The sequence below is a fragment of the Ignavibacterium sp. genome (assembly GCA_032027145.1).
Lineage (GTDB): Bacteria > Bacteroidota > Ignavibacteria > Ignavibacteriales > Ignavibacteriaceae > IGN3.
Genome location: JAVSMP010000001.1, coordinates 2,984,106 through 3,010,508, shown reverse-complemented (window position 1 = coordinate 3,010,508; position 26,403 = coordinate 2,984,106). Strand labels below are relative to the sequence as shown.

Below are 26,403 nucleotides of genomic sequence, written 5' to 3'. Positions count from 1 at the left end.
GATGAAAATAATAAGAATATATCCTAAAACTAATTTCCACACATTTCTAAATTCAGATACTCTTTGGGGAAATTTAGTTTATGCATATAGAATGCTTTATGGTGTAGATAAAACATCAGAGCTTCTCAAAAAGTATTTTTCGACTGAAATCCCATTTAAAGTTTCATCTATTTTCCCATTCACGATTGAAAATGGTGAAAAAGAGAAAATCACTTACTATTTGCCAAAGCCAATTACTGGTGTAAATATCAGAAATGCAAAAGACCCGGAAGAAATGACCTATCTGAAGGATTTTAAGAGGATTCGATATATAAATAAAAAATTATTTGAGGGCTACTTGAACGGCGAAATTGACGATAACATTTTATTAGAGAGATTTTTAAGATGGCAAAAAGAAGAAATCAAAAAAGAAAGTGAAAGAAACATAGACGTAATAAAAGATAACAGGTTTGATTATAAGAAAAGTTTAAGCCCTTCTTTCATTTTACACAATTCTATTGATAGAATGAGTGGATCTACTCTGCAAATAGATGGGAAGGGACAGCTTTATTGGGAAGAAGAGTTTAACGGTTTCGGGAATAAATTATCTTCAAAACAAAATGTAGTTGAAGGTATATATTTCTTGGCGGACGGATCGGATGTTTCATTAATTGAAGGTCCACTTAGATTACTTTCACATATTGGTATCGGAGGTAACAAATCGATTGGTAAAGGCAGCTTTGATTTTGTCATCGAGGATTTTAGTTTTTCAGTGCCAGCAAATCCTAATGCTTTGGTATCGCTATCGCTATTTCAACCTTCTCAAGTGGAGATTGACCTAATCAAAAATAATTCAGTGCATTTATTCTATGACTTAACAACACGAATTGGAAAAGTAGGAAAGGATTTTAATTTAGAGTTTAATGAGAAAAATCCAGTAATTTGCTTTACTGAAGGATCTTCCTTTTTTGTTTCTCAATCACTTTATGGAAGACTTGTGCCAACCGCAAAATTTAACGATGAACAAAATATTTATAGCAATTATTTATTCTTTGGAATGAAAGCTAATCTGAGGATGCAATGAAAGTTAAAATAAAAAGTTTAACACCGATTCATATCGGAACGGGAAAAAAATTAGGAACACTTGAATTTTTGAATAATTATAGAATTAACTATGATAAATTATTTGAATTAGTAGCTGAAGAGAAGCAAAATGAATTTTTTAGTTGGCTCGATCAAAACCCTCAATTAACAGTAAGTGAAATCCAGCGAAAGTTTAATATTAAACCTCAAGAAATTGTTAATAAATGTGGATTGTATTCCTTTACCAGTACTTTGCCTAGAGATTTGAATGAAGGAATTAAAGATTCTTCTAACAAATTTTTTATACCGGGAAGCTCGTTAAAGGGAAGCTTAAGAACTGCATTGATGTATAAAGTTCTACTCAATAGCTCAAACAAAAATTTTTTATTAAAAGTATTAAATGATTTAATTAATGAGACAAATAGGATAGATAAGAAAAACATTAAACGCTTCTTAAAAACGGCTGACGACAAGCTAAATGAAGAAACTTTCATTTGCGGAGTTGAAAAAGAAAAAAACGGAAGAGTTACAACCACCTATGATGATCAAAAATTCGATTTGCTTAAACTCGTTAAGATATCCGACTCATTCTCAGTTTCCACAAATGATAATGGTGAAATCTCGAAACTTCAGGTTTATGCTCTCCAAAAGGTACCAGCTCACAAACCTTTTATAACATATACTGAATCAATCAAAGAAAACGTTGAATTAGAATTTGATATTTCTGTGGACATTGAATTTCTAAAAAAAGCTAAGGAAGAACTTAATAAGCCTAATTCAGAATTTGGGAAAAAGTTTTTCATTGGAATTGAAAATAAGTTGAAAAATCTATTTGATATAGATATTAAAAATGAATCTGAGTTTACAGAAAAAAAAATTGTTGATTCTTTGATTAAATCTTGGAATGAATTTGGAACCGCAGTTTCAAATCTTGAGAGAGAATGGATAAATTCAATAAATAATATAGGGAATGCTAATATTAGGTCATTAGATAATCTTTATAATACTGAAAACAAGTTTAAAGTCGGTTTTGGAACTGGATTTAGCGGGATGACTATTTTCCCATTACTTCTAAAGGACACATCGTTAAAGCAAAAAGTGTTTGAGTTCTATAAAGCCGTTAACATTGGCAGCCATACTTCCAATAGAAACAATCCGACAAAATTAAACATAGATGAATTTCCCTTCACAAGAAAATATTCCAATAATCAGAATATTTATGGTGGCTTTGGGTGGGTAAAATTTTATAATAACGATTTTGCAATTACTGAAATTAATATTTCAGAAGAAAAAAAGATTAAGCAACGACCACCAAATTCAGTAACAGCCGAAATCATTGACGATAAATCCAAACCTCCCAAAGTAAAGATTCTCGATGGCGAACACCAAGGTAAAGAAACAACATTACCAGGTGTCCGATTAGAAGGTCTTGGGCTTAAAAACGGGTCAAAAGTATTTGTAGAGTTGGTTTTTCAAAAGAAAGCTTTGCAAAAAGCTGATTATAGGGGCAAAGCTGAAGAATAATATTCAATTTGGTTTGCCATCTATTTTGAAATTTAATTATAACACATAGCAAAGATCAATAATCTTTGCTGCATTGGGAAGTGGGATAAATAATGATTGAAAACAATTCCAAAAAAGTTTTAATTATGACTGTCGGCACCGGTGCTAGCGGTTCGGATGTCGCACACGGTTTATTTTTTTCTATCAAAGATTCTAACCCTGCCATTCTCATTCTTATTGGCTCATCAAAGAGCTTTGAGACTACTCTGCCACACTTGAAAAATATGATTAATGCTGAAAATATTAATTTAGAAATAGTTGAAAATTTAATTGAAGAGGTAAATGATCTTGAAAATCTTCATTTTCAATACTCTGATATAATTAAAAAATTATTAAAACAAGGTTATTCATTAAATAAAATTTGTGTTGATTATACAAGCGGAACAAAGGCTATGTCAGCTGCATTAGTAAGTGCCGCAATAGAAAACAAAGTTGGTTCTTTATCTTATGTTTACGGAGATCGAGGTGATGGAGGAAGAGTAAAATCAGGTACTGAAAGACGAAACTCATTTTCTCCGAATAAATTTTATTCTAAAAATATATTTGATAAAGCTGTTGAACTATTTAACATTTACCGCTTTAACAGTTGTATAGAACTTTTGGAGAAGCACGAGTTCCATCCGGAATATCAGGGAAAATCTGAATTACTTATAAAGCTTTCTAAAATGTTTGATGCCTGGGATAAATTTAATTTTTCTTATGCTTGGGAAATTTCAAACAATATTCTTGTAGAAAATCTTAAAGAATTTGATTTGAAGAACAGATTTGAAAAATACTATAAACCATTTTTAAGGGAATTAAAGGAAAAGAATCTTTCTTATGAGAAGATATTTGAATTAATACAAAATTCAGATAGACGGGCAAAGGAAGGTAAATTTGATGATGCAGTTGCCAGATTGTACCGCACATTAGAAATGATTGGACAAATAGAATTTGAAAAAGTTTTCAATTGTTCCACTTCAGATGTTAGGATTGAAAATATTCCCACAGAGTTTGCTGATGAAATCAATGCGAAGTATTTAGATAGTAAGGATAATAAAATCAAACTTCCGCTTTTTGCAACTTTTGATTTGTTAAATAAGCACAATAATCCATTAGGGATTAAATTCTTTGAAAATATAGAAAATATTAAAAAGGTGCTTCAACTTAGGAATAATTCAATTCTTGCGCACGGAATGAAATCATTAGATGGAAAATTGTATTCTGAAGCATCTGAGTTGGTAAATTTATTTTTTAGTGAGATTGAAAAGCCACATTATGTAAAAGAATTTCCGGAGATTAAATGAATATAGTTTGTCTCGTCTCGCGCCAGGCAATGCCGAATGTAATTCCTGTTTTAATGTATAATCCAAGTAAAGTATATCTTTTAATGACTCAAGAAGAAAGGGAGTGCGGAATTCATCTTAAGGAATTGTTTGAATCGAAAAATATGGAGGTTATCACAAAGGAAAATATTAAAGCTTATCAAATTGACTCAGTTAAAAATGCGCTCTCAGAAATTATTGCAAACGATAAACCTGATTCTTTGTTTATAAACATTACAGGCGGAACAAAACCTATGTCTATTGCCGCCTATGATTTTGCCAGAGTAAATGAAATTCCTGTTTTTTATTGTAACACAGAAAATCTGGAACTGTTGCATTTATTTCCTAAAACTAAAACAGAACCTTTTACTGTTAAACTTACAATTAAAGATTATCTGCTTTCTTATGGTTATAAAATTATTGAACAAAAAGAGATTTCGGAGATTGAGAAATACTACTCATTGTTTAAATTTATTGAAACATATAAGCTGATGAAATCTTTTCTGGAGTTTAACGAGGAAATAAAGAAAAGATTAGCTCAATCATCATCAAAATTTTCAGTTACAAGTTTTGATAAGAATTTTCTTTTTCAGAAAAACTTCGGTTCCTTCAGAATTGAATTTGGCAATAAACACCGCGAAAATTTTTCTGTTAATGAATCTGAGTATAAATCCGGTGATTGGCTTGAGTATTATGTCTATTACAAGTTAAATGAACTGCAAGGTATCGAACTGATGTCCGGAGTAAAAATTCAATCTGATAGACAAGTTTCAAGTGAAATTGATACCATTGTTTTAAAAGATTTCAAACTTTATCTGATATCGTGTAAATCAGGTAAAAAGGATAATCAATTCGACTTGTTTCAATTAGAAACTATCAGGAATATTTCTTCAGGAACATTTGGTAAAGGTTTGTTTGTAAGTGTAAACGAAAGTTCTGAGTCGTTTTTAAAAAGAGCGGCTGAACTTCAGATAAAAGTAACTAATATTTCTAAGGGAGATATTATCGAATTATGAAAACTAAGAATATTCTCATTTGTGTTTCTGGTCTTACACCTCAAATTATAACCGAAACCCTTTTTTGTCTTTCGGTAAAAAATAAAATTCCGATACACGAAATTTATGTGCTTACTACACAAAGGGGGAAAAATGTGATACAAGGAACTGACAAAGCACCTAATACTCCTAAATCTGCTCTTAAATCCGAAATTGAAAATTTGTGTCAACAGTACAAAGTAAATCTGCCAAAGTTTGAGAATAACAGTGAGCATATTATTACGGCTAAGGAAGAATCATTAGAGCTTTCTGATATTCGTACAGATAAACATAATATACTTTTTCCTAACAGAATGTGCGAGTTTATCAAAAGCATTTCAACTCGAGATAATACGAACTTATATTGTTCAATTTCTGGCGGAAGAAAAACTATGAGTGTCCATCTTGCCTTTGCACTAACTTTATTTGGGCGCGAAAATGATAAGTTGCTTCATGTGCTTACTTCTGAAAAAAATGAATTCAAAGGCTTTTATCCAAAAAATAAACAAGATGCAAAGGAGTTAGAACTTTCTGAAATACCATTTATTCGTCTAAGATCCATTTTAGGAAGCGAGATAAAAGATCTTAAAAATTACTCGGATTTTGTTGAAAAAACTCAGAATCAATTAAAAGCGCTAACTAATAAAACAAAAATTATTCTGAAGACTGATACAAGAGAAGTAAAATTTGGACTAAATTCTATAAAGCTAGAGCCACAAGAATTTGCAATTTATTTTAAATTGTTAGAGATAAAACAAGAAGGGAAAGAAAAACTTACAATAGGTTATTTAGCAGACATAGAATTTGCAAATGCTGTTTATAGTTTTATGCGTGAAAAATATCCATACTATTATTTCGATGGAAAGAAGAAAAACACATGGTGGCTAAAAGGTTTTGGACATGAAGCAATCCGTACAAAGCGTTCCAAAATTAACAAATGTTTAGCGCCGCTTTTTGATGATGAAGTTACTGCTGACCAATTTATAATCAGCAGTGAAAGAGAATACGGAAACACAAAATATTTTATAAAATCCGAAACAGACAAAATTAAATTATCGTACTAATAGAACAGATTATCAATCTTTGTAAATCAAAACTGTAAATCCGGCACAGATAAGTTATCAGTTTAATAATACAATTCTTACACAACATTTCCACAATGTTGTTTTTATTTACTCCCTTTCATATAGATTCTATTTTGCCCCTGTAAAATTTTACGGAGATTAAATATGAAGGATTCAACTGCAGAAATTATAAAATTTGAAGGCGGTAATGGCAACAGCATATCAGATGCAATTGAAATAGTTGGAGCGAAAACTTTCTATTCAGGTATCTGGGCAGAGTATGAATTTATAATAAACTACTATGAACCAAATAATGTGGAATTTATTGAAGGGAAAACAATAATTTTTTCTGATGCTATAATACATCATTTATGTGTAGTTACTAAAGACAGTGAAATTAGGAATTTTTTCTTTAACGCTACTGGATTTCATAATCATATTGAAAAGGAGGACTGCAAAACTATTAAAATGTACTACTCAATTAATTAACTTTGAATAAAATAAAAGATTAAACCGGTTAGTATGCCGGACTAATTTCAAATATAAGTTGAGAGAGCATTTTAGTATTTGAGAACTTTCAGAAGCTGAGACTACTTCAAATGATGAAAGATCGGGGGTGTTGCAGGTAAAATAATTGAAATAATAATCGCAAATGCTGATAATCCAAAAAGAGTTTAATAAAACAATAAAAAAGGTTTGCTGTGAAAAACAACATTTACATATTCTCGAATTCTGTTCTGTCCAGAAAGAATGATTCATTAATTCTTAATACTTTAGCGGATACTGAACCTCTTAACAAAATAGATATTTTTGAAGACAAAGAAGAGCATATTATTCTGCCGCCTGCTAAATCTGAAACAAATGGCAGCTCAAAACATATACCTGCTGAATCTGTAGAATCTATTTATACTTTTGGTGAAGTAAGATTTAATACTCAGTTGTTTAAATGTCTTAATAATTATTCAATACCTGTGCACATATTTAATTATTACGGAAACTATATCGGCAGTTTTATGCCAGTAAATCATAATGGATCAGGTGATATTCAGTTACTGCAATACAGTGCTTATCTTAACCAAAACAGAAGAATTTATATCGCAAAAAAGATTATTGAATCTTCACTGAAAAATATATTGACCAGCTTAAAAGCATATACATATACAGGGCTTGATCTTGATGAGCAGATTAACACTATCTCAGCCTATATTGAACAAGTTAGATTTGCTGAAACTATACAAGAACTAATGGGCTTTGAAGGACAGGTTAGAAATATTTATTACGAAAGCTGGCAGAAAATATTAAAACAACAAAATGATTTTTATAGAAGAATGAAAAATCCACCTGTTGGTACTGTAAACTCACTAATTTCATTCGGTAACTCATTGCTGTATGCTGTATGCTTTTCCGAAATATATAGAACAAGATTAAGCCCTTTTATTGGCTTTATACACGAGGTTGGCGATAACAAACATCCATTGACTTATGATCTTTCTGAAATATTTAAACCTGTAATTGTTGATAAAGTTATTTTCAGAGTGATAAACCTTAATATTATTCAACCAGATGATTTTAAACCAACTGAAAAAGGATTATATCTGAAGGATAATGCTAGAAAAAAATTTGTTGAAGAATTTGAAAAAAGACTCAGCACTGTAATACTGCATAAAAGAATTAACAGAAGGCTTTCATTCAGGTCCTTAATTAGAATGGAATGTTATAACTTAATTAATTATTTAAACGGTAAACTTAAATCCTATGATCCATACAGAGCCAATTAGTAAAGTGTTTTATATAGCTGTTTATGACATATCTAACCCTAAAAGACTACCGAAAGTGTTAAAGACTTTCAGAAAGTATATGAATTGGGTTCAAAACTCTGCTTTTGAAGGTGTTTTAACTGCAAAGCAATTTAAAGCATTAAAAGATAGATTGATAAGTATTATTAACAAAGAAAAAGATTCTATTATCTTTTACTATGCCGAAGAACAAAAACATATAGGTAAAAAAATATTAGGAACTGAAAAAAATGAAATTACACAGTTTTTTTAATCAATCAATTTAAACTGATGATCTTTATTATTTCTACATCAAAAGAGTTTATCAATAACGCTGAAACATTTTTTTGGGGCAGTGATTATTTTATCAAGATTAAAAACTGCATACCACAAAATGTTACCGAAGTAATTAGTATCAAATCTGCTTTGATTTACTTTAATAAATCTAATCAAAAAGAAAAAAATGCAGTTCAGTTAAATGTTAAATCATCACTGATAAGCAAGAACTATCTTAAAATAAATTGCGAAATTGAAAAACAAACTGACTACCCATCCTTTCAGATAAAAGATGCACTTAAAAAATATTTTAAAATTAAAAGCATACTCGAGCTTCCATTTTGCTGTGCTGTGGATGAAACAAACTTTTTTGAAATGCTGGCTAATAACAAAATAATTACACAGTTATCAAGCCTGGAAAACAAAAATGATTGGGAAGCAATATTTAAAATCCTAAAACAGTTTGAGCCTTTAGAAAAAAGTATTATTTGGAATGATGCCGAACTGCTTTCAAAATTTTCGTTTGCTGCTGCAAAAATGGCTGAATGCACTGAAAATCTTAAAAGAAAATTTTCTGATAAAAGTAAAAGAGATGATTATTTGGCTGAAAAAAGAAAACTTAGAAAACTGACTTTTAAACTGCGTAAACGCTGCATAGAACTTGAACCTAAAAATGCCGCATATTACTCCAACTTTGCTTACAGCCTATATCAATCTGCTACTGAGTTAAGCATGCCCGGTGGAAGAAGGGACGGAAATATCCTGACAGAATCAGAAGCTGCATTAGAATATCTTGAAAAAGTTTTTGATTTAGAACCAAACAGAGTTGCTGATCTTTACAGAAAGGGATTTATATTATCAGAATTTTTATTTAATGATATTCTTTTCAAAAATACTGATGAAAACGGACTGCAGACAAAATCCGAAGAAGCCCGGAAGTTTTTAATAACGGGTATAGAAGCTTTTGAAAAAGCAGTTTATTGCTTCGAAAATTTAATTGACAATGAGTTTGATGTAAAACGATATAAAAAGTATTACATAAAATCTCTTTATCATCTTGCACAAAATTATCTGCAGTTAAGCAAGTTTGATTTTAATGCAAAAAATCTTTTATATGATTGTGATCCTTTTGGCAATAGTAAAACAAGTAATGAAGAAAGATTCAATCTTTTAATAAAAGCAGAAAGCTATATTGATAAATGTATAATTAAAGATTACAACCGTAACAAGAACGAAAACTACTTAATTGATAAATCTGATGTTGATAATTTTATTGCAGGCGTTTACAAATCTTATAGAAAAGCATCAATAAACCTTTTTACTTTTATAACTGTAAAGAAAAATAAATATGCCGATACAGCAAAAGAATATTTTCAAAAAGCTTTGGAAACCAGCTTTCCTAAAGAATTACAAAATCAAAACAAAATTTTTGTATTAGAAAAAACTGCATTGCTAAATATTTCTGAAAAAAAATACGAAGCAGCTATAAAAACATTAGAACCGCTTTACAAAAGCAAAAAAACTTTACCAGCGTATGCAGCACATACATTGGCAATAGCATATCTGTTAAATAACTCAATAGTAAATGCTGAAGAAATAATTGATAAATACATAAACTTTAATGATAAAGTTTTTAAGAAAAAATTTTTACAATTGAAAAAATTCTATTTAAAAAAATACACCTCTGCAAAATCTACAGTAAAACAATAATAACTGGTATTATGTAAAAACAATTAAACAGTTTTGTTTCCGTAAAAAAACTAAAAAATTAGTTAAACAGAAAAAATAAAAACACTTAACTTTAACCAAACAGTAAAAAAAATTAAAAACCAAAAGTGGTAAAACAGACGAATATCAAAACAAAAAACTTGAACCTCCGTTTAATAAAATATACACACATAAATTAGATAGTGATATTCTTCAAAATTATGCTCAAAACACAACTTGAACTACCGGATGTTTTCGGATAAAATTAGGTTCAGGAAAAATGATTTAAGCAGAAGTATGATTTTATAAGAAAAACAAATATTTTTGAGATGAGAACCAAGGCTTTTAATCGAACCATAATGGAATTGAGACCAAGCTTATCTTAAGCAAGATTAAGAACAAGGAAGGGACTTTTAATCGAACCATAATGGAATTGAGACGCTTTTGAAGGACCAAATATTTGTCGTGACGGCAGGTACTTTTAATCGAACCATAATGGAATTGAGACAGGGGTTTTATTTATGATAGTATTCATTTTTTTATTCTTTTAATCGAACCGACTTGTCCCGCCCTGGCGGGATAATGGAATTGTCCCGATACGGCTGGCGCCTATCGGGATCTTCGTGGCTAAAGCCACTTCGAAGACCTTTTGATATAGTTTGATATTGTGTTTATTTTTCTTTGCTTTTAATCGAACCGACTTGTCCCGCCCTGGCGGGATAATGGGATTGAGACCTTCTCCCTTAGGGAGAAGGTTAGGATGAGGGCTACTCTTTTAATCGAACCACTTGTCCCGCCCTGGCGGGATAATGGAATTGAGACCGCATTACAGCCTTGTTCAAAAGCTGTATCTGCACCCTTTTAATCGAACCATAATGGAATTGAGACTAATCCATTTGTTGTTTTTATGGTCTTTTTTTGCTCTCTTTTAATCGAACCATAATGGAATTGAGACATTTCATTTTTTACTCCTTTTGTTTGTTGATAAAAATCTTTTAATCGAACCATAATGGAATTGAGACAATGATATTCGTAACGCATAGTGAACTCCTTTCTTTCTTTTAATCGAACCACTTGTCCCGCCCTGGCGGGATAATGGAATTGAGACTTTTGTTTTCATAGTAGTATAAAAAAAAAGGCTATCCTTTTAATCGAACCATAATGGAATTGAGACAGCCTTTGGTCGTTGCTTCCTGAACGATTCTATCAGCTTTTAATCGAACCATAATGGAATTGAGACTTTTTGCAGTAATCATCAATAAGTTCTACTGCATTACTTTTAATCGAACCATAATGGAATTGAGACAGGAATGTGAGGTGGTAGGAAAGTGAGGCGGGCTATTCTTTTAATCGAACCATAATGGAATTGTCCCGATACGGCTGGCGCCTATCGGGATCTTCGTGGCTAAAGCCACTTCGAAGACCTTTTGATATAGTTTGATATTGTGTTTATTTTTCTTTGCTTTTAATCGAACCGACTTGTCCCGCCTTGGCGGGATAATGGAATTGTCCCGATACGGCTGGCGCCTATCGGGATCTTCGTGGCTAAAGCCACTTCGAAGACCTTTTGATATAGTTTGATATTGTGTTTATTTTTCTTTGCTTTTAATCGAACCGACTTGTCCCGCCTTGGCGGGATAATGGAATTGAGACTAATCAAACAATCCGTTGAGTGCATCAATCATCATTCTTTTAATCGAACCATAATGGAATTGAGACTTCACCCCGAATGTGTTTTTGCTCAGTATTACCGTTACTTTTAATCGAACCATAATGGAATTGAGACGGAACAGTCTGCTTTCGGGGAACCCCCGAAGAAGTACTTTTAATCGAACCATAATGGAATTGAGACAGAATTAAAAGCAGTTGTAAATTTATCTGGTTCATTCTTTTAATCGAACCGACTTGTCCCGCCCTGGCGGGATAATGGAATTGAGACCGTTCAATAGCTTCCATTCTGTTTTTTGCATACTGCTTTTAATCGAACCATAATGGAATTGAGACCTCTTTCTGATATGAAACACATATAAACCTCTTTGCTTTTAATCGAACCGACTTGTCCCGCCCTGGCGGGATAATGGAATTGAGACCGCTGGGTCTGATTTCTTCACCAGTTTCCTCACTTCCTTTTAATCGAACCACTTGTCCCGCCCTGGCGGGATAATGGAATTGAGACATATTTCTGGTTTCTCTGCTGATATGTAACACATATCTTTTAATCGAACCATAATGGAATTGAGACTCAAAATCTAATTTAAAACCCCTTTCACCAATTTTATACTTTTAATCGAACCATAATGGAATTGAGACTGAGAGGTCTGCCGTGTGAACTGTATAATGTGTTTTGTCTTTTAATCGAACCATAATGGAATTGAGACTACCCAGCGTTTTCATATGAATTTTTTATCATTTCCCTTTTAATCGAACCACTTGTCCCGCCCCGGCGGGATAATGGAATTGAGACTATAGCGTTGCAGGTAAGTCCTTGTGCTTCCTATACTTTTAATCGAACCACTTGTCCCGCCCTGGCGGGATAATGGAATTGTCCCGATACGGCTGGCGCCTATCGGGATCTTCGTGGCTAAAGCCACTTCGAAGACCTTTTGATATAGTTTGATATTGTGTTTATTTTTCTTTGCTTTTAATCGAACCGACTTGTCCCGCCCTGGCGGGATAATGGAATTGTCCCGATACGGCTGGCGCCTATCGGGATCTTCGTGGCTAAAGCCACTTCGAAGACCTTTTGATATAGTTTGATATTGTGTTTATTTTTCTTTGCTTTTAATCGAACCGACTTGTCCCGCCCTGGCGGGATAATGGGATTGAGACCTTCTCCCTTAGGGAGAAGGTTAGGATGAGGGCTACTCTTTTAATCGAACCACTTGTCCCGCCTCGGCTGTGCTTATCTGAATCTTCTAATTGTTTTAAAAGTTAATAATACTTTATTACACTGAATCTATTGAAGTGTGATAAAGATTTGTGTTATGTTCGTCTTCGACAGGCTTAGACTGACGTATTTTTTTAGATGGTTAATTCTAAGTGACTACGAAGTGATAAGTTTATTAGTACAATCATTTTGTATAAATTGATTGAGATAACACGAGTTTGTATTTTATCTGTATGGATTCAAAAAAATACAATAATACTAAGCTCTTTATCGGAATTACCAAAGGTATTGTTAGTTTTATTCTGTTATTTATGTTTGTACTACTCGGGTATAGTTTCAGATTAGAAGAATTTATTCGCAGTTATACACAAGATAATTACTTTGTCTTTATTCTTTATGTGTTTGCAATCGGAGTTATTTCTTCCGTTCTTTTTGCACCTGTAAACTTTTACACAGGTTTTTATCTTGAGCATAAATACAATTTATCCAACCAGACATTTAAGAAATATGTTGTGGAGAATCTGAAATCAATGATTGTTGGATTGGTGATTGGTGTTCCCGTATTATTGCTTTTCTTTTTTGTCTTAAATCAGTTTGAAGATTTATGGTGGCTGGTTTTTGCTTCTGCTATGTTTTTAATTTCAGTTGTGCTGGCACAGATTTTCCCGATACTTATCATGCCGATATTTTATAAAATCATTCCTTTGAATGATGATGAATTAAAAACTAGAATTACAAAACTTGCTAAAGGAGCGGGTATAACTGTTCAGAATGTTTTTTCTTTTAATATGAGCAAGAATACAAAAAAAGCTAATGCCGCTTTTACAGGATTAGGAAAAACAAAACGGATTATTCTTGGCGATACTTTACTTAACGATTATTCTAAAGATGAAATAGAAACGGTTATTGCACACGAACTAGGTCATTATAAACATAAGCATATTCAAAAGAATATTTTATTCGGTACCGCTGCAAGTTTTTTAACATTTTTTATTATTTCACTTTTATACAAGCATTCGCTTAGCTGGTTTGATTTTAACAGCATATTACAAATTGCTGCATTGCCGGTTTTAAGTTTATGGGCGATGCTTGTAGGTTTGATTCAAACACCAATCTCAAATATCCTTTCAAGAAAATATGAGTTTGAAGCTGACAGATATGCAGTTGAATCAACTTTGAAGCCGGATAGTTTTATAAGTACATTAAATAAACTTACAGATCAAAATCTTGGTGATCGTCAGCCTCATCCGTTTGTTGAATGGTTTTTTTATTCCCATCCTTCTGTTAAAAACAGAATTAATGCTTTGGAAAAATTTGCTGAAGCAAAAGGAATTATTGAGTTAAAAAAAGAACAGCCTGCAGAGGTGGAAGATTGATAACTTATATTAAAATATTTTTTATAATTATTCATACTTTTATCTGTTCAATTTTAGCTCTGATTTTTATTGCAGTTGACCGTACATTTACTCTATATCACTACCTTGCAAAATATTTTCCCTTTGGTGTATTATTGATTTCTGGTGTTAAAGTAAAGATGACCGGACTTGAAAACATTGACCGCAAAGCAGTATATGTTTTCGCTTCCAATCATTCAAGTCAGCTTGATATTACTGCTTTACAATGGGGTGTACCTAACAGAATGAGTATGATATTTAAGAAAGAACTTGCCCGCATTCCTTTTTTTGGATGGCAATTGTATCTAGGACCTTATGTAGTTGTTGATAGAAAAGATCCTCAGGCTGCAATGAAAAGTCTGCAGCGTGCAAAATGGATTATGGATAAAAAAAAGATTTCCATTTTAGTTTTTCCTGAGGGTACAAGAAGTAAAACCGGTGAAGTGCAAAGTTTTAAGCGTGGTGCGTTTTATCTTGCCGCACACAGCGGATATCCTATTGTTCCGATTACAATAAATGGTACGGATAAAATTATGCCTAAAGGAACATTTAAACTAAAAAGCGGAACTATCTATATGCACTTTGATAAACCGATTTCAACTGATAACATAAAATCCAAACCAGATGAAATTGAATTGATGGAAAAAGTAAGAAAAATAATTATCAGTAATCAGAAAGAAATAAACTAATGTCTGTTACAAAAAAAGATGTTGAAGAAATTGCATCACTTGCTAAACTGAAATTTACAGACGAAGAAATGCAAAGTTTTACAATTCAAATGAATGAGATTTTAGCTTATATGGATAAACTTAATGAGCTTGATACAGAAAATATCAAGCCGCTTTCGCATCCGGTTGAACAAGTAAATATATTTCGGGAAGATAAATTAAAAGAATCCGTTTCGGTTGAAGAAGCATTAAAAAATTCTCCTGATAAAACTGATCAGCATTTTAAAGTTCCAAAAGTTATTGGTGATAAATAATGGCAAAGAAGGGGAAACCAAAAAAAAACAGTCCGTTTGTTCTTGGAGTAATACCTGCAAGATTTGCATCAACAAGATTGTTGGGAAAACCGCTTGCAGATATAGGCGGCAAATCACTTTTACAGCATACTTATGAAGGTGCATGCAAATCCAAACTGGTTAATAAAATAGTTATAGCAGTTGATGATGAGCAAGTAGCTAAAACAGCCAAAAAATTTGGCGCATCGGTGATAATGACTCCAAAGGATTGTCCTACCGGTTCGGACAGAATTGCAATTGCTGCAAAGGAGTTTCCAAGAGCCGATATAATTGTTAACATTCAGGGCGATGAGCCTTTTATCAGCGGTATGATGATAGATCAGGCAATTGAACCGCTTTTATTTGATCCTGAAGTTAATGTTTCAACTTTAGTAAGATTGATTGATAAGGTTGAAGAACTTGAATCACCATCTGTTGTTAAAGTTGTATTTGATTATAAAAACTTTGCTCTGTATTTCTCCCGCTCACCAATACCTTTTGTACGTGATGCGGAAAATCCGAAAGAGATTCTTGAGAGTGCTGATATTTATAAACACATTGGTTTATATGTTTACAGAAAAGAATTCTTGATTAAGTTTACTAAGCTTGAGCCGACAGACCTTGAACAATTGGAAAAACTTGAGCAGTTAAGAATGCTGGAAAACGGTTTTAAAATAAAAATTGTTGAAACAGAATTTGACAGCTTTTCTGTAGATACACCTGAAGACCTTGAAAAAGCAAGAAAAATTTATTCTAAACTTAAAAAGATTGAGTTAGCAAAATGATAACACCCAAAAAAATACAACTCGCAAATATTCCTACTCCGTTAGAAGAAATTAAATTTGCCGGAAAATCTTTACTGCTTAAACGCGATGATCTTACAGGCTGTGAATTATCCGGAAACAAGATAAGAAAACTGGAATACTTACTTGCTGACGCAAAGCATCAAAAAGCTGATATCATATTCACCTCAGGCGGTGATCAGTCTAATCACGCAAGAGCGACAGTAATAGCCGCCCGGAAAATCGGACTTAAGACAAAATTATTTCTTTGGGGAAAAGACTCCAAATCACCAAATGGAAATTTTTTTCTTGATAAAATATTTGGCGCTGATGTTGAATTCTTTTCTGAAAAAGAATATGAAAATGTTAATGATATAATGTTTAAGCAAAGAATGGAGCTGCTTAAAAAAGGAAAGAATGCTTATGTATTTCCCGGAGGCGGTTCTACTACACTTGGAATCTGGGGCTACATCAATTTTATTAATGAACTTAAAGAGCAAGTGGATCTTAAAAAAATTGATTCAATTGTTGCTGCTTGCGGTTCAGGTGGAACAGCCGCAGGTATGCTGGTCGGTGCTGCATTAAATAAACTTAATATAAAAATTGTTGCTGTGCATGTTTTGATGTCAAAGAAGGAAATGGAAAAGCATATTCTGCAGCTTGCAGAAGGCTGTATCCTTGATTATAAACTTGATTGTAAAATAAATCCGGATAATCTTGTAGTAGTAAGCGGTTATTCAAAGGAAGGGTATAAAAGGATTTCTGAGACAAAATTAAAACTACTAAGAAAATTTGCACTTGAATCTGGGATATTACTCGATCCGGCATATACAGGTAAAGCATTTACAGCTTACTATGAAAAATATATTAAATCTGGTAAAGGGAAGAAAAATATTTTTGTTCATACAGGCGGGCTGTTTGCAGTTTTTGCAAGAACAAAAGAGTATCTTAATAGTGTGAATTTATAAATTTATTAATGAACTTTAAGTGAATTATTCTTAAGTTATTTATAATTTATTTTTGAAAAATGAAATTAGTAATCTTTGTAAGTAATCTTTGAAAGAATAATATGGATTGTATTTTCTGTGATATTATATCAAAGGAAGCTGATGCAGAAATAATCTTTGAGAATGAAAAATTTATTGCCTTTCTTGATATTAATCCCGTAAACTTTGGTCATACTTTAGTAATGCCGAAAAATCATTTTGATAATTTTTTAACGATAAAAACAGAAGAGCTTTACGGATTGACCAAGCTTACACAATATCTTGCCGGTGTGGTAAAACGTGCTGTTAAAGCAGATGGTTTTAATATTATATCCAATAATGGAGTAAGCGCCGGTCAGTCAGTTTTCCATTTTCATTATCATATAATTCCTCGTTTTGAAAATGATGGTCATATGAGGTATAGAACAGTGCAGTATAAAGATGATGAAATTGGAAAATATGGAGATATGATACGGGAATCGGTACAAAAATATAAGGACTTACTGAATGAATAATAAAATCAGGGTTATAGTTGCAAAATCCGGTTTAGATGGTCACGATCGCGGTGCAAAAGTTATCGCTGCTGCTTTACGTGATGCAGGGATGGAAGTTATTTATACCGGATTAAGACAGACACCTGAGATGATTGTTGAAGCAGCATTGCAGGAAGATGCTGATGTTATTGGAATAAGTATATTATCTGGCGCTCACATGACTATATTTCCAAAAATTTTGAATCTGCTGAAAGAAAAAGGATTGGATGATATATTATTAACCGGTGGCGGGATTATTCCTGAAGAAGATATTGCCAAACTTAAGGAAATGGGTGTTGGTCAATTATTTACACCGGGTGCTTCGACTGTGGACATAGCCGAATATATTAAAGAGTGGAGGAAACTTAATCCGAAGAAAAATTAGTTTTTAAAAAAAACTATTCAACAAATAATATTTACGAGGTTTGCTATGAGAAAGCCTATACTTTTTATTTTCCTTCTTGTGTCCATTTCATTTCTTAATTATCCACAGACTCTCTTAGAAACAATTAATCTGCCAGCCGGTACTTTCTATGATTATGGTTACGGATTAGTATATAATTCCGGAAAGTATTGGATTAGTTCTAATTCATCTACTGCAGGCAAACATTTAATTAATGCCGTAAACAGCAGCGGAGTGCAGGTTGATTTTTTAAACTTTACTCCTAGCTGGATTAAAGAATCTCAGGGACTTGCTTTCGACGGAACTAATTTTTGGTATGTTGAAAGAAAAACTGCTTACTGTGATTTACAAAAATTATCAACAGGCGGTGTTGTTATTGATTCAATATCGACCAAAGAGTTTTTCGGCAGCAGCGGTGCTTATGTTGGCGGTGCAGCCTGGGATGGAACTGGTCTTTGGATTTCTATTTATTATCCGGATGCCCTTGCCGCATTATATAAAATTAATGTAACTACAAGAGCAATTGTAGATACAATTCAGGTAGTTGGATTACAACCGCAAGGAATCACTGTTAAGGGTGATACACTTTTTTATGTAATGGATGGATTTCAGGGAGATGATGAAAAAATCTATGCAATTGATTTGAACACAAAAAATGAACTGTTTTCATTTCATGTTCCTGAAACTCCTGGAATAAGACAAAATCCACGCGGACTTGCATGGGATGGCACTTATTTTTGGCTGCTTGCCGAACCGGTTGGTGCTGGTTCTGGAAGAAAGTTATTTAAGTATGATATTGGTGGCGGGGGAACACCGGGTATATTTGTTCCCACTACAACCATTGGATTCCCAAATACCTCAGTCAGTAATACATCTAATTACGGTTTAAACCTGTTTAGTAACGGCAGTGCTGTATTAACTATTGATTCAATTATAATTTCGGGCAGCGGTTTTTCTTATAACGCTCTTAGTTTTCCTATCAATATAGCCCCAGGTAATTCTCAAACGGTTACTGTTAATTTTAATCCTTCAAATTATGCTTTCTATCAGGGAAGTATTAAAATTTATAATAATGATCCGATTACCCCGGTTTTAAATGTTAATCTTATTGGACAGGGTGTTTTAGATGGGGCAAGAATAGGGCTGTCTTCTACTTCATTTAATTTTGGAAATGTTTGGGTTGGAAGCGAAGGAATTGTTTACTGGAATTTTGAATTATTTAATATGGGGGAACAGACATTAGAGATTTCAGACCTTCATTTTAATCTGCCTGAATTCACTTACAATTCACCAGCTATTCCATTTCAGATTTATACAGCCGATACAGTTCAACTGACCGTATTTTTCTATCCGAAACAAGCCGGATCATATTTCGATACACTTAAAATTTCAAGCAACGATCTGACAACTCCGGTTGCTAAAATTTTTATGCAGGGTAGCGGATATTTTAATCAATACAGTTATGGTTTTCCTTTCTGGCAATATCAGATACCTTTACATCCGGGATCAGCAAGCGCTGAACCAAGAGTAGAAGGATTAAAACCAATTAACGATATAACCGGTGATGGGATTCCGGAAGTTATAGTTTCTACAGAAAATTATTGGACAATGTGTCTTGATGGAGCAGCTTCAGGAAATTCTTATCCTCTTTGGGTTTTTACAACATTTATTTCAAATAGTAATGCAGGTTCTATTGGTCAGAATTTTGAATATGGAGTTCAGGAGGCAATACAGATTGCACAGGATCTGAATGGAGATGGTTATAATGATGTTGTAATTGCAACCGGCGGTGGAAATGAGCATGTTTATGCTTTGGATGGCACTAATGGTCAGATCATTTGGCAATTCGGTGATGAAATTAATTGGAGTCTCGGAGATTTTGGAGCTGTTGATGTTCAGAGAGATTTTAATAATGATGGTGTTGTTGATGTTCTGGCAATTGCAGATGGAAACCAGGAAGGAACCGGTTATAAAAGAGCATTCCTGTTCAATGGTACCAATGGAAATATAATTTGGGAACATTATTATCCCGGACCAAATCCTTCATTTGGTAAAGCTATAATATCTGTAGATGATTTTACTGGGGACAATATTCCAGAAGTAATTATTGGATATGGAAATAACGGTGGTTCAAATCTTTCTGTCAGAGCTTTGAATGGAGCTAATGGTCAAACATTATGGACCCGTAACATGATTGCCTATGAACCAAAAGAATTGCTTGCACTTCCTTTGCCAGGCGGCGGTACAGATGTTATTGCAGCGGAGTATTTTAACAGAATTCATAGACTCAATGGTACAAATGGAAATATTGTTTGGACTTCAATGCTGGGTTCCGCTGCTGGTATGATTCAGATATCACTAATTCAGGATATTAATAACGATCAGATTCCGGAAGTGCTTGTTGCATCTTTTGCAAACAACGGACTTAATTGTCTTAGCGGTGCAAATGGCTCGCTGTTATGGTCGTGGTCAATGGATTATCAATTTGGTGTTGCTTCTGTTCCGGATTTAAATAATGATGGATTTCAAGATGTTATTGCCGGTTCGCGCGATGGTAATCTATATTGTATCAGCGGTAAAGGAGATTCATTATTATTTGTGCACTCTTTCCCGGGTGATTGGGTTTATACTGTAAACTCAATGTCATCAATTGATGGTAACCCGAGTAATGAATTGATTTCCGGAACAAAGAACGGTAAAGTTGTTTGTTTTTCCGGTGGAACAGTTGCTGTGCCGGTTGAATTGACAACGTTTGCAGCTAATGCTGTTAACGGAAATGTTGTGCTTAACTGGACAACTGCAACCGAAGTTAATAATCAGGGTTTTGAAATTGAAAGGAAGTTGTTTGATAACTGGGAAAGAATTGGGTTTGTTCCGGGTTCAGGTTCTACTACTGAGTTGAGGTCATATTCATATACAGATGCGAATGTTGCAGTTGGAAAATACATTTACAGACTAAAACAAATTGATTTTGACGGTCAGTTTAAATATTCTAATGAGATTGAAATTGAGGTCGGCTTGCCTCTTGAATTTGGTCTTGATCAGAATTATCCTAATCCGTTTAATCCGGTTACAACAATTAAATTTGCTCTGCCGGTTTCGGGTAATGTTAATTTGTCAATCTATAACTCGATTGGAGAAAAGGTTGTAACATTAGCAAATCAATATTATGATGCTGGATATCATCAGATTGAGTGGAAAGCTGATAAGTATTCTTCAGGAGTTTATTATTACAGAATTGAAGCAGGAGTTTATAATTCAGTTAAAAAGATGATGCTGATAAAATAAATTTATGATTAAAGACATTTTAGAGATCGCCGGTATAGCCGGCGATATTATTCGCCATGGGTTTGGTAAAAATTTTCAGATTGAATATAAATCAAGTGAAAAAAATCTTGTAACAGAAATAGATAAAAAATCTGAAGAGACGATATTAGATTTTATCACAAAAAAATATCCGACGCATAATATTCTAACCGAAGAGTCAGGAGAACATAATAAAGATTCAGATTACCTTTGGGTGATTGATCCGCTTGACGGCACTACTAACTTTACACACGGCTTACCGGTCTTTGCTGTTTCAATCGGGGTGATTAAAAAAGGAGAAATTGTTGCGGGAGTAGTTTACGATGTTATGTCAAATATCTATTACTCCTCAGAAATAGGCAGCGGTTCTTTTGCAAATGGTTCTAAAATTAATGTAAGTGAAAATAATAATATTAGTTTTGGTGTATTAGCTACCGGATTTCCTTATAATGTAGAAGATAATCCTTATAAAGCATTTGAAAGATTTGAATCACTTACAAAAAAAGCCCGTGCAGTAAGAAGATTAGGTTCAGCAGCAATTGATTTCTGTTATGTTGCAAGCGGTGTGTTTGACGGCTTCTGGGAAGTATCACTGCATCCCTGGGATATTTGTGCCGGAAAACTAATCGTAGAAGAAGCCGGCGGAATTGTAACTGACTTTACCGGAAATAGAATAGATATTTTTACTAAACAAATACTCGCAAGCAATAAAAAAATCCATCAACAGATGATTGATGGATTGAAAGTTTAATTATTTGTAATTGATAGAAAGCTTACAATAAATACAATTCTATTATATGAAAGGTTGTATAAACTAATTATCACAGTTTATAAGATTATTATCTTATCGGAACTGATTTATCCAGGCTTTGATACATTTGTTCAATTAAATCCTGGTATCTTTCTTCCACAAACTGACGTTTGATCTTCAGGCTGGGTGTAATTTCGCCCGATTCAATTGTAAATGGTTTATCAAGTAATATAAATTTTCTTACTCGCTCATAGTTTGCAAGTTTTTTCTGGAACTGATCCATTTCCTTGTCAAGCATTTTATAAATCTCTTCATCTCTAACGAGGTCTTCAACTTTTTCATAAGCAATTTTATGAGTATCAGCATATTCCTTTACTGCCTCAAAATCAGGAACAATAAGTGCAGTCAGGAACATTCTTCTATCTCCAATCAAAACAAATTGGTCAATATATTTACTTGCAAGGAACAGGCTTTCTATCGGAGTAGGTGCAATATATTTTCCAGAAGATGTTTTAAACAAGTGTTTTTTTCTGTCAGTGATGATTAAAAACCCATCAGCATCAAATACTCCGATATCACCGGTATAAAGCCAGCCGTCTTTAACCGTTGCTTCAGTATCTTTTTTGTTTTTATAGTAACCTTGCATAATGTTTGGACCTCTTGCAAGTATCTCACCATCAGGTGCAATTTTTACTTCTACTCCCGGGAAAGGCTTTCCAACTGAGCCAAATTTATAATCGTCATATCTGTTTGCAGCAATAACCGGTGAAGATTCAGTTAATCCGTATCCCTCAAGGATTTTTATCCCAATTGCTTCAAAAAATTCACCAAGTGCCCGCGGCAAAGCTGCTCCACCAGAAATAAAAAATCTTAAATTGCCTCCTGTTTTCTCCTGCAAAGTTTTATAAACAAGTTTATCAGCTAATTTAAATTGTAATAATAATGTCAGTGGTATCTTTTTAGCTTTTTCTGCATCTCTATATTTTTTACCGGCTTCCATTGCCCAAAAAAAGATTTTTTGTTTTTTCTCTGACTGAGATTCTACATTTTTAATAATCTTCGAATGGATTCTCTCAAACAATCTTGGTACTGTGGTCATAATTGTTGGTTTAACTTCAATCAGGTTTTGTGCAACTGTTTCGATACTTTCTGCATAACAAACTGTACACTTAGCAGAAAAAGCAGTGTAATAACCAGCCATTCTTTCAAAGATGTGGCATAATGGTAGGAATGATAAGAATACATCTTTGTTTGAGATAGGAAATGACTGAAGTGCAGCTTCAACATTTGAAAGAATGTTATGATGTGTTAGTACAACACCTTTCGGTTCACCGGTTGTTCCAGAGGTGTAAATAATTGTACAAATATCCGATGGTTTTATTGAAGTAACATTATCTTTAAGCAAAGAAGGGTGTTGTTTCTGAAAAGCTTTGCCATACTCCTGAACTTTACTAAAATTTATAAGGTCTTTGATTTTTGGATCATAGTCCTTTTCATTAAGAAGGATAATAAACTTAAGTGTTTTACATTTATTCCTTACCTTCATCACTTTATTAAGCTGAAACTTTGTGGAAACAATTATTATTTTGGACTCAGAGTTATTCAGAATAAACTCAACTGATTCAGCAGTCAGCGATGGATATAACGGAACATCAACTGCACCGAGGCTCAGGATAGCCATATCACTGTAAACCCATTCAGGCCGGTTTTCTGAAATTATTGCAACCTTATCATCTTTCTTAATACCTAACGAAGCTAATCCAAATGCAAACGCATCTGTTTCTTCTTTTAACTGGTCGTAAGTTATACCAACGTACTTGCCATCAACTTTATGTTTAATTACATAATTATTGGTTTCCTTACTGTACTCTTCAGTAAGATATTGATAAAGACGGGGTACGGTAGTTAAATAATCGATTGCTGCCATTTGTTACCTTCCTTTTTTATACTGGATTTCGCCCACTGAAAACCAGTTATTAGTTTAAGATAAGCTTAGGAAAAAGTTTACTTGTGAGCAAAATAATATCAAAAATCTAGATTGCAAAGTGGAAAGTTAACAGCCTTTGGTACAACATTCAGATTGATCGCCTAACTATATTTACTTAAGAATTGATATGAGTGCGAATTTGGTATTTGGAAAATTTCCGAACTACAACTTAATAACTTTTTTATGATGTTATTTAACTGTAATCAGTTAGAAGTAAATAGTGGTTCGTGATAGCTCGGACAAATAATACAAAAGAATTTAAAAGAATTACTGATATAAAGTTAGAAGATTGGACAAGAGAATAAATTATTTTCAACAGTCTGCGCTTTTGTATTAAACTAAAATTGAAAAAAATCTTGCTATGATAAGTAACAACCAAGAGCATTTCCTTCGTTTAATTCACTTAAACACATTAATTGAAAATCCCACCTAAAAGCGTTAAATTTTCATCAATAATTTTTAAAATTTTAGGATTACATCATGTCAAATGCATATTTCAAAGTTCCACAGCCAATCAATGAACCAGTTAAGGCTTATAAACCTGGTTCACCAGAAAGAGAAGAATTAAAGAAAAAATTAATCGAACTCAAGTCTAAACAAATAGAAGTGCCGCTTATTATCGGCGGTGAAGAAGTAAAAACCGGCAACACAGAAAAAATGGTGATTCCGCACAATCATAGTCATGTGTTGGGCGTTTATCATAAAGCTGGTAAAAAAGAAGTTGATATGGCTGTTGAAGCAGCTCTTGAAGCTCGTAAAACCTGGGCAGAAATGCCATGGGAACATAGAGTTGCGGTGTTCTTAAAGATTGCTGATCTTCTTGCCGGACCCTGGCGGGCAACAATAAATGCTGCTACTATGCTTGGGCAATCTAAAACTGTTTATCAAGCTGAGATTGATTCGGCTGCAGAGTTAATCGATTTCTTTAGATTTAACAGCTTCTATATGGCTCAACTAATGCAGGAACAACCATATTCTGGTAGTGGAATGTGGAATCGTTCAGAGTATCGCCCATTAGAGGGATTCATCTTTGCAGTAACACCATTTAACTTTACTTCAATTGCAGGCAATCTGCCAACTGCTCCGGCACTTGTTGGCAATGTAAGTTTATGGAAACCGGCATCAAGCTCTGTTTATTCTGCTTACTGGCTGATGAAATTATTTGAAGAAGCTGGTTTACCAAAAGGTGTAATTAATTTTGTTCCCGGTTCAGGCGGACAGGTTGGAACACCGGCATTTACAAATCCAAATCTTGCCGGCGTACATTTTACAGGCTCAACAGAAGTGTTTCAGAATATGTGGAAAACAATTTCTGATAATCTTAAGAATATGAAATACTATCCGCGCATTGTTGGAGAAACCGGTGGCAAGGATTTTATATTCGTTCACAAATCTGCTGATGTTGATGCATTAGTTGTTGCAGCTTTGAGAGGCGCATTTGAATTCCAGGGACAAAAATGTTCTGCAGCTTCAAGAATGTATATTCCAAAATCTTTATGGAAAGAGTTTAAAGAAAAGTATGTTGCTGAAGTCGGTAAGATTAAAATGGGAGATGTTGAAGATTTTACAAACTTTATGTCTGCTGTTATTGATAAAGGAGCTTTCAAATCAATTACTGATTATATTAAATTTGCAAAGGAATCAAAAGAAGCAGAGATCATAACCGGAGGAAATTTCGATGACTCAAAAGGTTATTTTATAGAGCCTACAACCATTGTAACAACAAATCCAAAGTTCAAAACGATGGAAGAAGAGATATTTGGTCCGGTTCTTACTATCTATGTTTATGAAGATGAAAAGCTTGATGAAACACTTACTTTGTGTGATGAAACTTCTCCTTATGCATTAACCGGAGCGATCTTTGCCCAGGATAGAAATGCTATTGTTAAGATGTCAGATAGATTAAGAAATTCCGCGGGTAATTTTTATATTAACGATAAACCAACTGGGGCGGTTGTCGGTCAGCAGCCATTTGGAGGCGGCAGAGCTTCCGGTACAAATGATAAAGCAGGAAGTGCAATGAACATTTTAAGATGGATGACTGCAAGAACAATAAAAGAAACTTTCGATCCCCCAAAGGATTGGCGTTATCCGTTTATGAGTGATAAATAAAAAAGCCCTTCCCTAAGAGAAGGGAAAAATCTGAATTGAAATTGGAGTATCTTTTTTATTATAAAAAGTAAAACAGAATTATTGAAATAAATGATAATCTAAGATCCCAAATAAATAATCTAAGTGTTTCAGAAAAGATTCTTTTGATTTAAGAAAATTTGGGATAACATCGCTAACGAGGAAAAATCATTTGATCTGACTGATTTGCAAAAAAAACATTGTAAAGGAAAGACGTAGTTCTTTTAAAATAAATCCAGAACTTGACAGATCCTGGGAAGAAATTAGGGACGAATTTTTAGGCAATATATAAATGAAGTATAGAGTTGTATTCCATCTAAAAGCAGAAGAAGAATTTATAGAAGCTGTTTGGCGGTACGGAATTCAACAAGTTGGTTTGGATTTAGATTCGTAAGATGTATTGATGATGCAATACAAAAAGTTAAAAGGTAACCAGAGCTTTATCCAATAGAATTTGAG

At 33.3% G+C, this 26,403-nt stretch carries 20 protein-coding genes and 3 CRISPR repeat arrays; of the genes, 19 read left to right on the top strand and 1 reads right to left on the bottom strand.

Annotated elements, in window-relative coordinates; genetic code table 11:
• The first annotated feature begins 1 nt into the window (after position 1).
• The 18 genes from csm4 (at position 2) to ROY99_12600 (ending at position 21,827) form a co-directional block, all read left to right on the top strand.
• Positions 2 to 1,063 (top strand): type III-A CRISPR-associated RAMP protein Csm4, encoded by a 1,062-nt coding sequence (gene csm4, locus ROY99_12685; protein ID MDT3697231.1) that lies wholly within the window; start codon positions 2 to 4, stop codon positions 1,061 to 1,063.
• On the top strand, positions 1,060 to 2,586 hold the full coding sequence (csm5, locus tag ROY99_12680) for a type III-A CRISPR-associated RAMP protein Csm5 (GenBank protein ID MDT3697230.1): 1,527 nt from the start codon (positions 1,060 to 1,062) through the stop codon (positions 2,584 to 2,586). Before csm4 ends, csm5 begins: the two co-directional genes overlap by 4 nt.
• Positions 2,587 to 2,678: 92 nt before the next feature.
• Positions 2,679 to 3,911: a TIGR02710 family CRISPR-associated CARF protein gene (locus tag ROY99_12675; GenBank protein MDT3697229.1), complete on the top strand. Its 1,233-nt coding sequence runs from the start codon at positions 2,679 to 2,681 to the stop codon at positions 3,909 to 3,911.
• A complete protein-coding gene (locus ROY99_12670; protein ID MDT3697228.1) occupies positions 3,908 to 4,945 on the top strand; it encodes a DUF1887 family CARF protein in 1,038 nt (345 codons plus the stop codon). Before ROY99_12675 ends, ROY99_12670 begins: the two co-directional genes overlap by 4 nt.
• Complete coding sequence (gene csm6 / locus ROY99_12665) at positions 4,942 to 6,027, top strand: CRISPR-associated ring nuclease Csm6 (GenBank protein MDT3697227.1); 1,086 nt, start codon at positions 4,942 to 4,944, stop codon at positions 6,025 to 6,027. The genes ROY99_12670 and csm6 overlap by 4 nt, the downstream gene beginning before the upstream one ends.
• 165 nt (positions 6,028 to 6,192) lie before the next feature.
• The gene (locus ROY99_12660) at positions 6,193 to 6,516 is read left to right on the top strand and encodes a hypothetical protein (protein ID MDT3697226.1); all 324 of its coding nucleotides are present in this window, start codon (positions 6,193 to 6,195) and stop codon (positions 6,514 to 6,516) included.
• A 212-nt stretch (positions 6,517 to 6,728) separates the two neighbouring features.
• The gene (gene cas1b / locus ROY99_12655) at positions 6,729 to 7,805 is read left to right on the top strand and encodes a type I-B CRISPR-associated endonuclease Cas1b (GenBank protein ID MDT3697225.1); all 1,077 of its coding nucleotides are present in this window, start codon (positions 6,729 to 6,731) and stop codon (positions 7,803 to 7,805) included.
• On the top strand, positions 7,783 to 8,076 hold the full coding sequence (gene cas2 / locus ROY99_12650) for a CRISPR-associated endonuclease Cas2 (GenBank protein ID MDT3697224.1): 294 nt from the start codon (positions 7,783 to 7,785) through the stop codon (positions 8,074 to 8,076). The genes cas1b and cas2 overlap by 23 nt, the downstream gene beginning before the upstream one ends.
• A 17-nt stretch (positions 8,077 to 8,093) precedes the next feature.
• On the top strand, positions 8,094 to 9,788 hold the full coding sequence (locus ROY99_12645; protein MDT3697223.1) for a hypothetical protein: 1,695 nt from the start codon (positions 8,094 to 8,096) through the stop codon (positions 9,786 to 9,788).
• Positions 9,789 to 10,127: 339 nt separating this feature from the next.
• A CRISPR array of direct repeats spans positions 10,128 to 10,359; the repeat unit is 30 nt; unit sequence CTTTTAATCGAACCATAATGGAATTGAGAC.
• A 130-nt stretch (positions 10,360 to 10,489) separates the two neighbouring features.
• Positions 10,490 to 11,158: direct repeats of the CRISPR family, unit length 16 nt; unit sequence ATAATGGAATTGAGAC.
• Positions 11,159 to 11,408: 250 nt separating this feature from the next.
• A CRISPR array of direct repeats spans positions 11,409 to 12,249; the repeat unit is 16 nt; unit sequence ATAATGGAATTGAGAC.
• 656 nt (positions 12,250 to 12,905) lie between these two features.
• Positions 12,906 to 14,048 (top strand): M48 family metallopeptidase, encoded by a 1,143-nt coding sequence (locus tag ROY99_12640; protein ID MDT3697222.1) that lies wholly within the window; start codon positions 12,906 to 12,908, stop codon positions 14,046 to 14,048.
• Positions 14,045 to 14,755 (top strand): lysophospholipid acyltransferase family protein, encoded by a 711-nt coding sequence (locus ROY99_12635; GenBank protein MDT3697221.1) that lies wholly within the window; start codon positions 14,045 to 14,047, stop codon positions 14,753 to 14,755. Before ROY99_12640 ends, ROY99_12635 begins: the two co-directional genes overlap by 4 nt.
• Positions 14,755 to 15,048, top strand: coding sequence for an Asp-tRNA(Asn)/Glu-tRNA(Gln) amidotransferase subunit GatC (gatC, locus tag ROY99_12630; GenBank protein MDT3697220.1), 294 nt, complete (start codon positions 14,755 to 14,757; stop codon positions 15,046 to 15,048). The genes ROY99_12635 and gatC overlap by 1 nt, the downstream gene beginning before the upstream one ends.
• Entirely contained in the window at positions 15,048 to 15,851 is an 804-nt protein-coding gene (gene kdsB, locus ROY99_12625; GenBank protein ID MDT3697219.1) for a 3-deoxy-manno-octulosonate cytidylyltransferase, read from the top strand. The genes gatC and kdsB overlap by 1 nt, the downstream gene beginning before the upstream one ends.
• Positions 15,848 to 16,816, top strand: coding sequence for a pyridoxal-phosphate dependent enzyme (locus tag ROY99_12620; protein ID MDT3697218.1), 969 nt, complete (start codon positions 15,848 to 15,850; stop codon positions 16,814 to 16,816). Before kdsB ends, ROY99_12620 begins: the two co-directional genes overlap by 4 nt.
• A 101-nt stretch (positions 16,817 to 16,917) precedes the next feature.
• Positions 16,918 to 17,349 carry an HIT family protein gene (locus tag ROY99_12615; protein MDT3697217.1) on the top strand — a complete coding sequence of 144 codons (432 nt, stop codon included), beginning with the start codon at positions 16,918 to 16,920 and terminating at the stop codon, positions 17,347 to 17,349.
• A complete protein-coding gene (locus ROY99_12610) occupies positions 17,342 to 17,752 on the top strand; it encodes a cobalamin B12-binding domain-containing protein (GenBank protein MDT3697216.1) in 411 nt (136 codons plus the stop codon). Before ROY99_12615 ends, ROY99_12610 begins: the two co-directional genes overlap by 8 nt.
• Positions 17,753 to 17,797: 45 nt before the next feature.
• Positions 17,798 to 21,058 carry a choice-of-anchor D domain-containing protein gene (locus tag ROY99_12605; protein MDT3697215.1) on the top strand — a complete coding sequence of 1,087 codons (3,261 nt, stop codon included), beginning with the start codon at positions 17,798 to 17,800 and terminating at the stop codon, positions 21,056 to 21,058.
• Between the two features lie 4 nt (positions 21,059 to 21,062).
• Positions 21,063 to 21,827, top strand: coding sequence for an inositol monophosphatase family protein (locus ROY99_12600; GenBank protein ID MDT3697214.1), 765 nt, complete (start codon positions 21,063 to 21,065; stop codon positions 21,825 to 21,827).
• 88 nt (positions 21,828 to 21,915) lie between these two features.
• Here the strand turns inward: ROY99_12600 and ROY99_12595 are convergent, their stop codons facing one another.
• Complete coding sequence (locus tag ROY99_12595) at positions 21,916 to 23,754, bottom strand: long-chain fatty acid--CoA ligase (GenBank protein MDT3697213.1); 1,839 nt, start codon at positions 23,752 to 23,754, stop codon at positions 21,916 to 21,918.
• A gap of 540 nt (positions 23,755 to 24,294) precedes the next feature.
• On the opposite strand from ROY99_12595, the gene pruA reads away from it, so the two are divergent.
• Positions 24,295 to 25,926 carry an L-glutamate gamma-semialdehyde dehydrogenase gene (gene pruA / locus ROY99_12590; GenBank protein MDT3697212.1) on the top strand — a complete coding sequence of 544 codons (1,632 nt, stop codon included), beginning with the start codon at positions 24,295 to 24,297 and terminating at the stop codon, positions 25,924 to 25,926.
• The last annotated feature ends 477 nt before the right edge of the window (positions 25,927 to 26,403 follow it).

Coding starts and splice junctions, on each gene's coding strand:
- ROY99_12605 (MDT3697215.1), top strand. CDS start 17,798: ATGAGAAAGCCTATACTTTTTATTTTCCTTCTTGTGTCCATTTCATTT.
- ROY99_12670 (MDT3697228.1), top strand. CDS start 3,908: ATGAATATAGTTTGTCTCGTCTCGCGCCAGGCAATGCCGAATGTAATT.
- pruA (MDT3697212.1), top strand. CDS start 24,295: ATGTCAAATGCATATTTCAAAGTTCCACAGCCAATCAATGAACCAGTT.
- ROY99_12600 (MDT3697214.1), top strand. CDS start 21,063: ATGATTAAAGACATTTTAGAGATCGCCGGTATAGCCGGCGATATTATT.
- cas2 (MDT3697224.1), top strand. CDS start 7,783: ATGATCCATACAGAGCCAATTAGTAAAGTGTTTTATATAGCTGTTTAT.
- ROY99_12640 (MDT3697222.1), top strand. CDS start 12,906: ATGGATTCAAAAAAATACAATAATACTAAGCTCTTTATCGGAATTACC.
- csm4 (MDT3697231.1), top strand. CDS start 2: ATGAAAATAATAAGAATATATCCTAAAACTAATTTCCACACATTTCTA.
- ROY99_12645 (MDT3697223.1), top strand. CDS start 8,094: ATGATCTTTATTATTTCTACATCAAAAGAGTTTATCAATAACGCTGAA.
- csm5 (MDT3697230.1), top strand. CDS start 1,060: ATGAAAGTTAAAATAAAAAGTTTAACACCGATTCATATCGGAACGGGA.
- ROY99_12615 (MDT3697217.1), top strand. CDS start 16,918: ATGGATTGTATTTTCTGTGATATTATATCAAAGGAAGCTGATGCAGAA.
- csm6 (MDT3697227.1), top strand. CDS start 4,942: ATGAAAACTAAGAATATTCTCATTTGTGTTTCTGGTCTTACACCTCAA.
- ROY99_12620 (MDT3697218.1), top strand. CDS start 15,848: ATGATAACACCCAAAAAAATACAACTCGCAAATATTCCTACTCCGTTA.
- ROY99_12675 (MDT3697229.1), top strand. CDS start 2,679: ATGATTGAAAACAATTCCAAAAAAGTTTTAATTATGACTGTCGGCACC.
- ROY99_12660 (MDT3697226.1), top strand. CDS start 6,193: ATGAAGGATTCAACTGCAGAAATTATAAAATTTGAAGGCGGTAATGGC.
- ROY99_12610 (MDT3697216.1), top strand. CDS start 17,342: ATGAATAATAAAATCAGGGTTATAGTTGCAAAATCCGGTTTAGATGGT.
- ROY99_12595 (MDT3697213.1), bottom strand. CDS start 23,754: ATGGCAGCAATCGATTATTTAACTACCGTACCCCGTCTTTATCAATAT.
- gatC (MDT3697220.1), top strand. CDS start 14,755: ATGTCTGTTACAAAAAAAGATGTTGAAGAAATTGCATCACTTGCTAAA.
- kdsB (MDT3697219.1), top strand. CDS start 15,048: ATGGCAAAGAAGGGGAAACCAAAAAAAAACAGTCCGTTTGTTCTTGGA.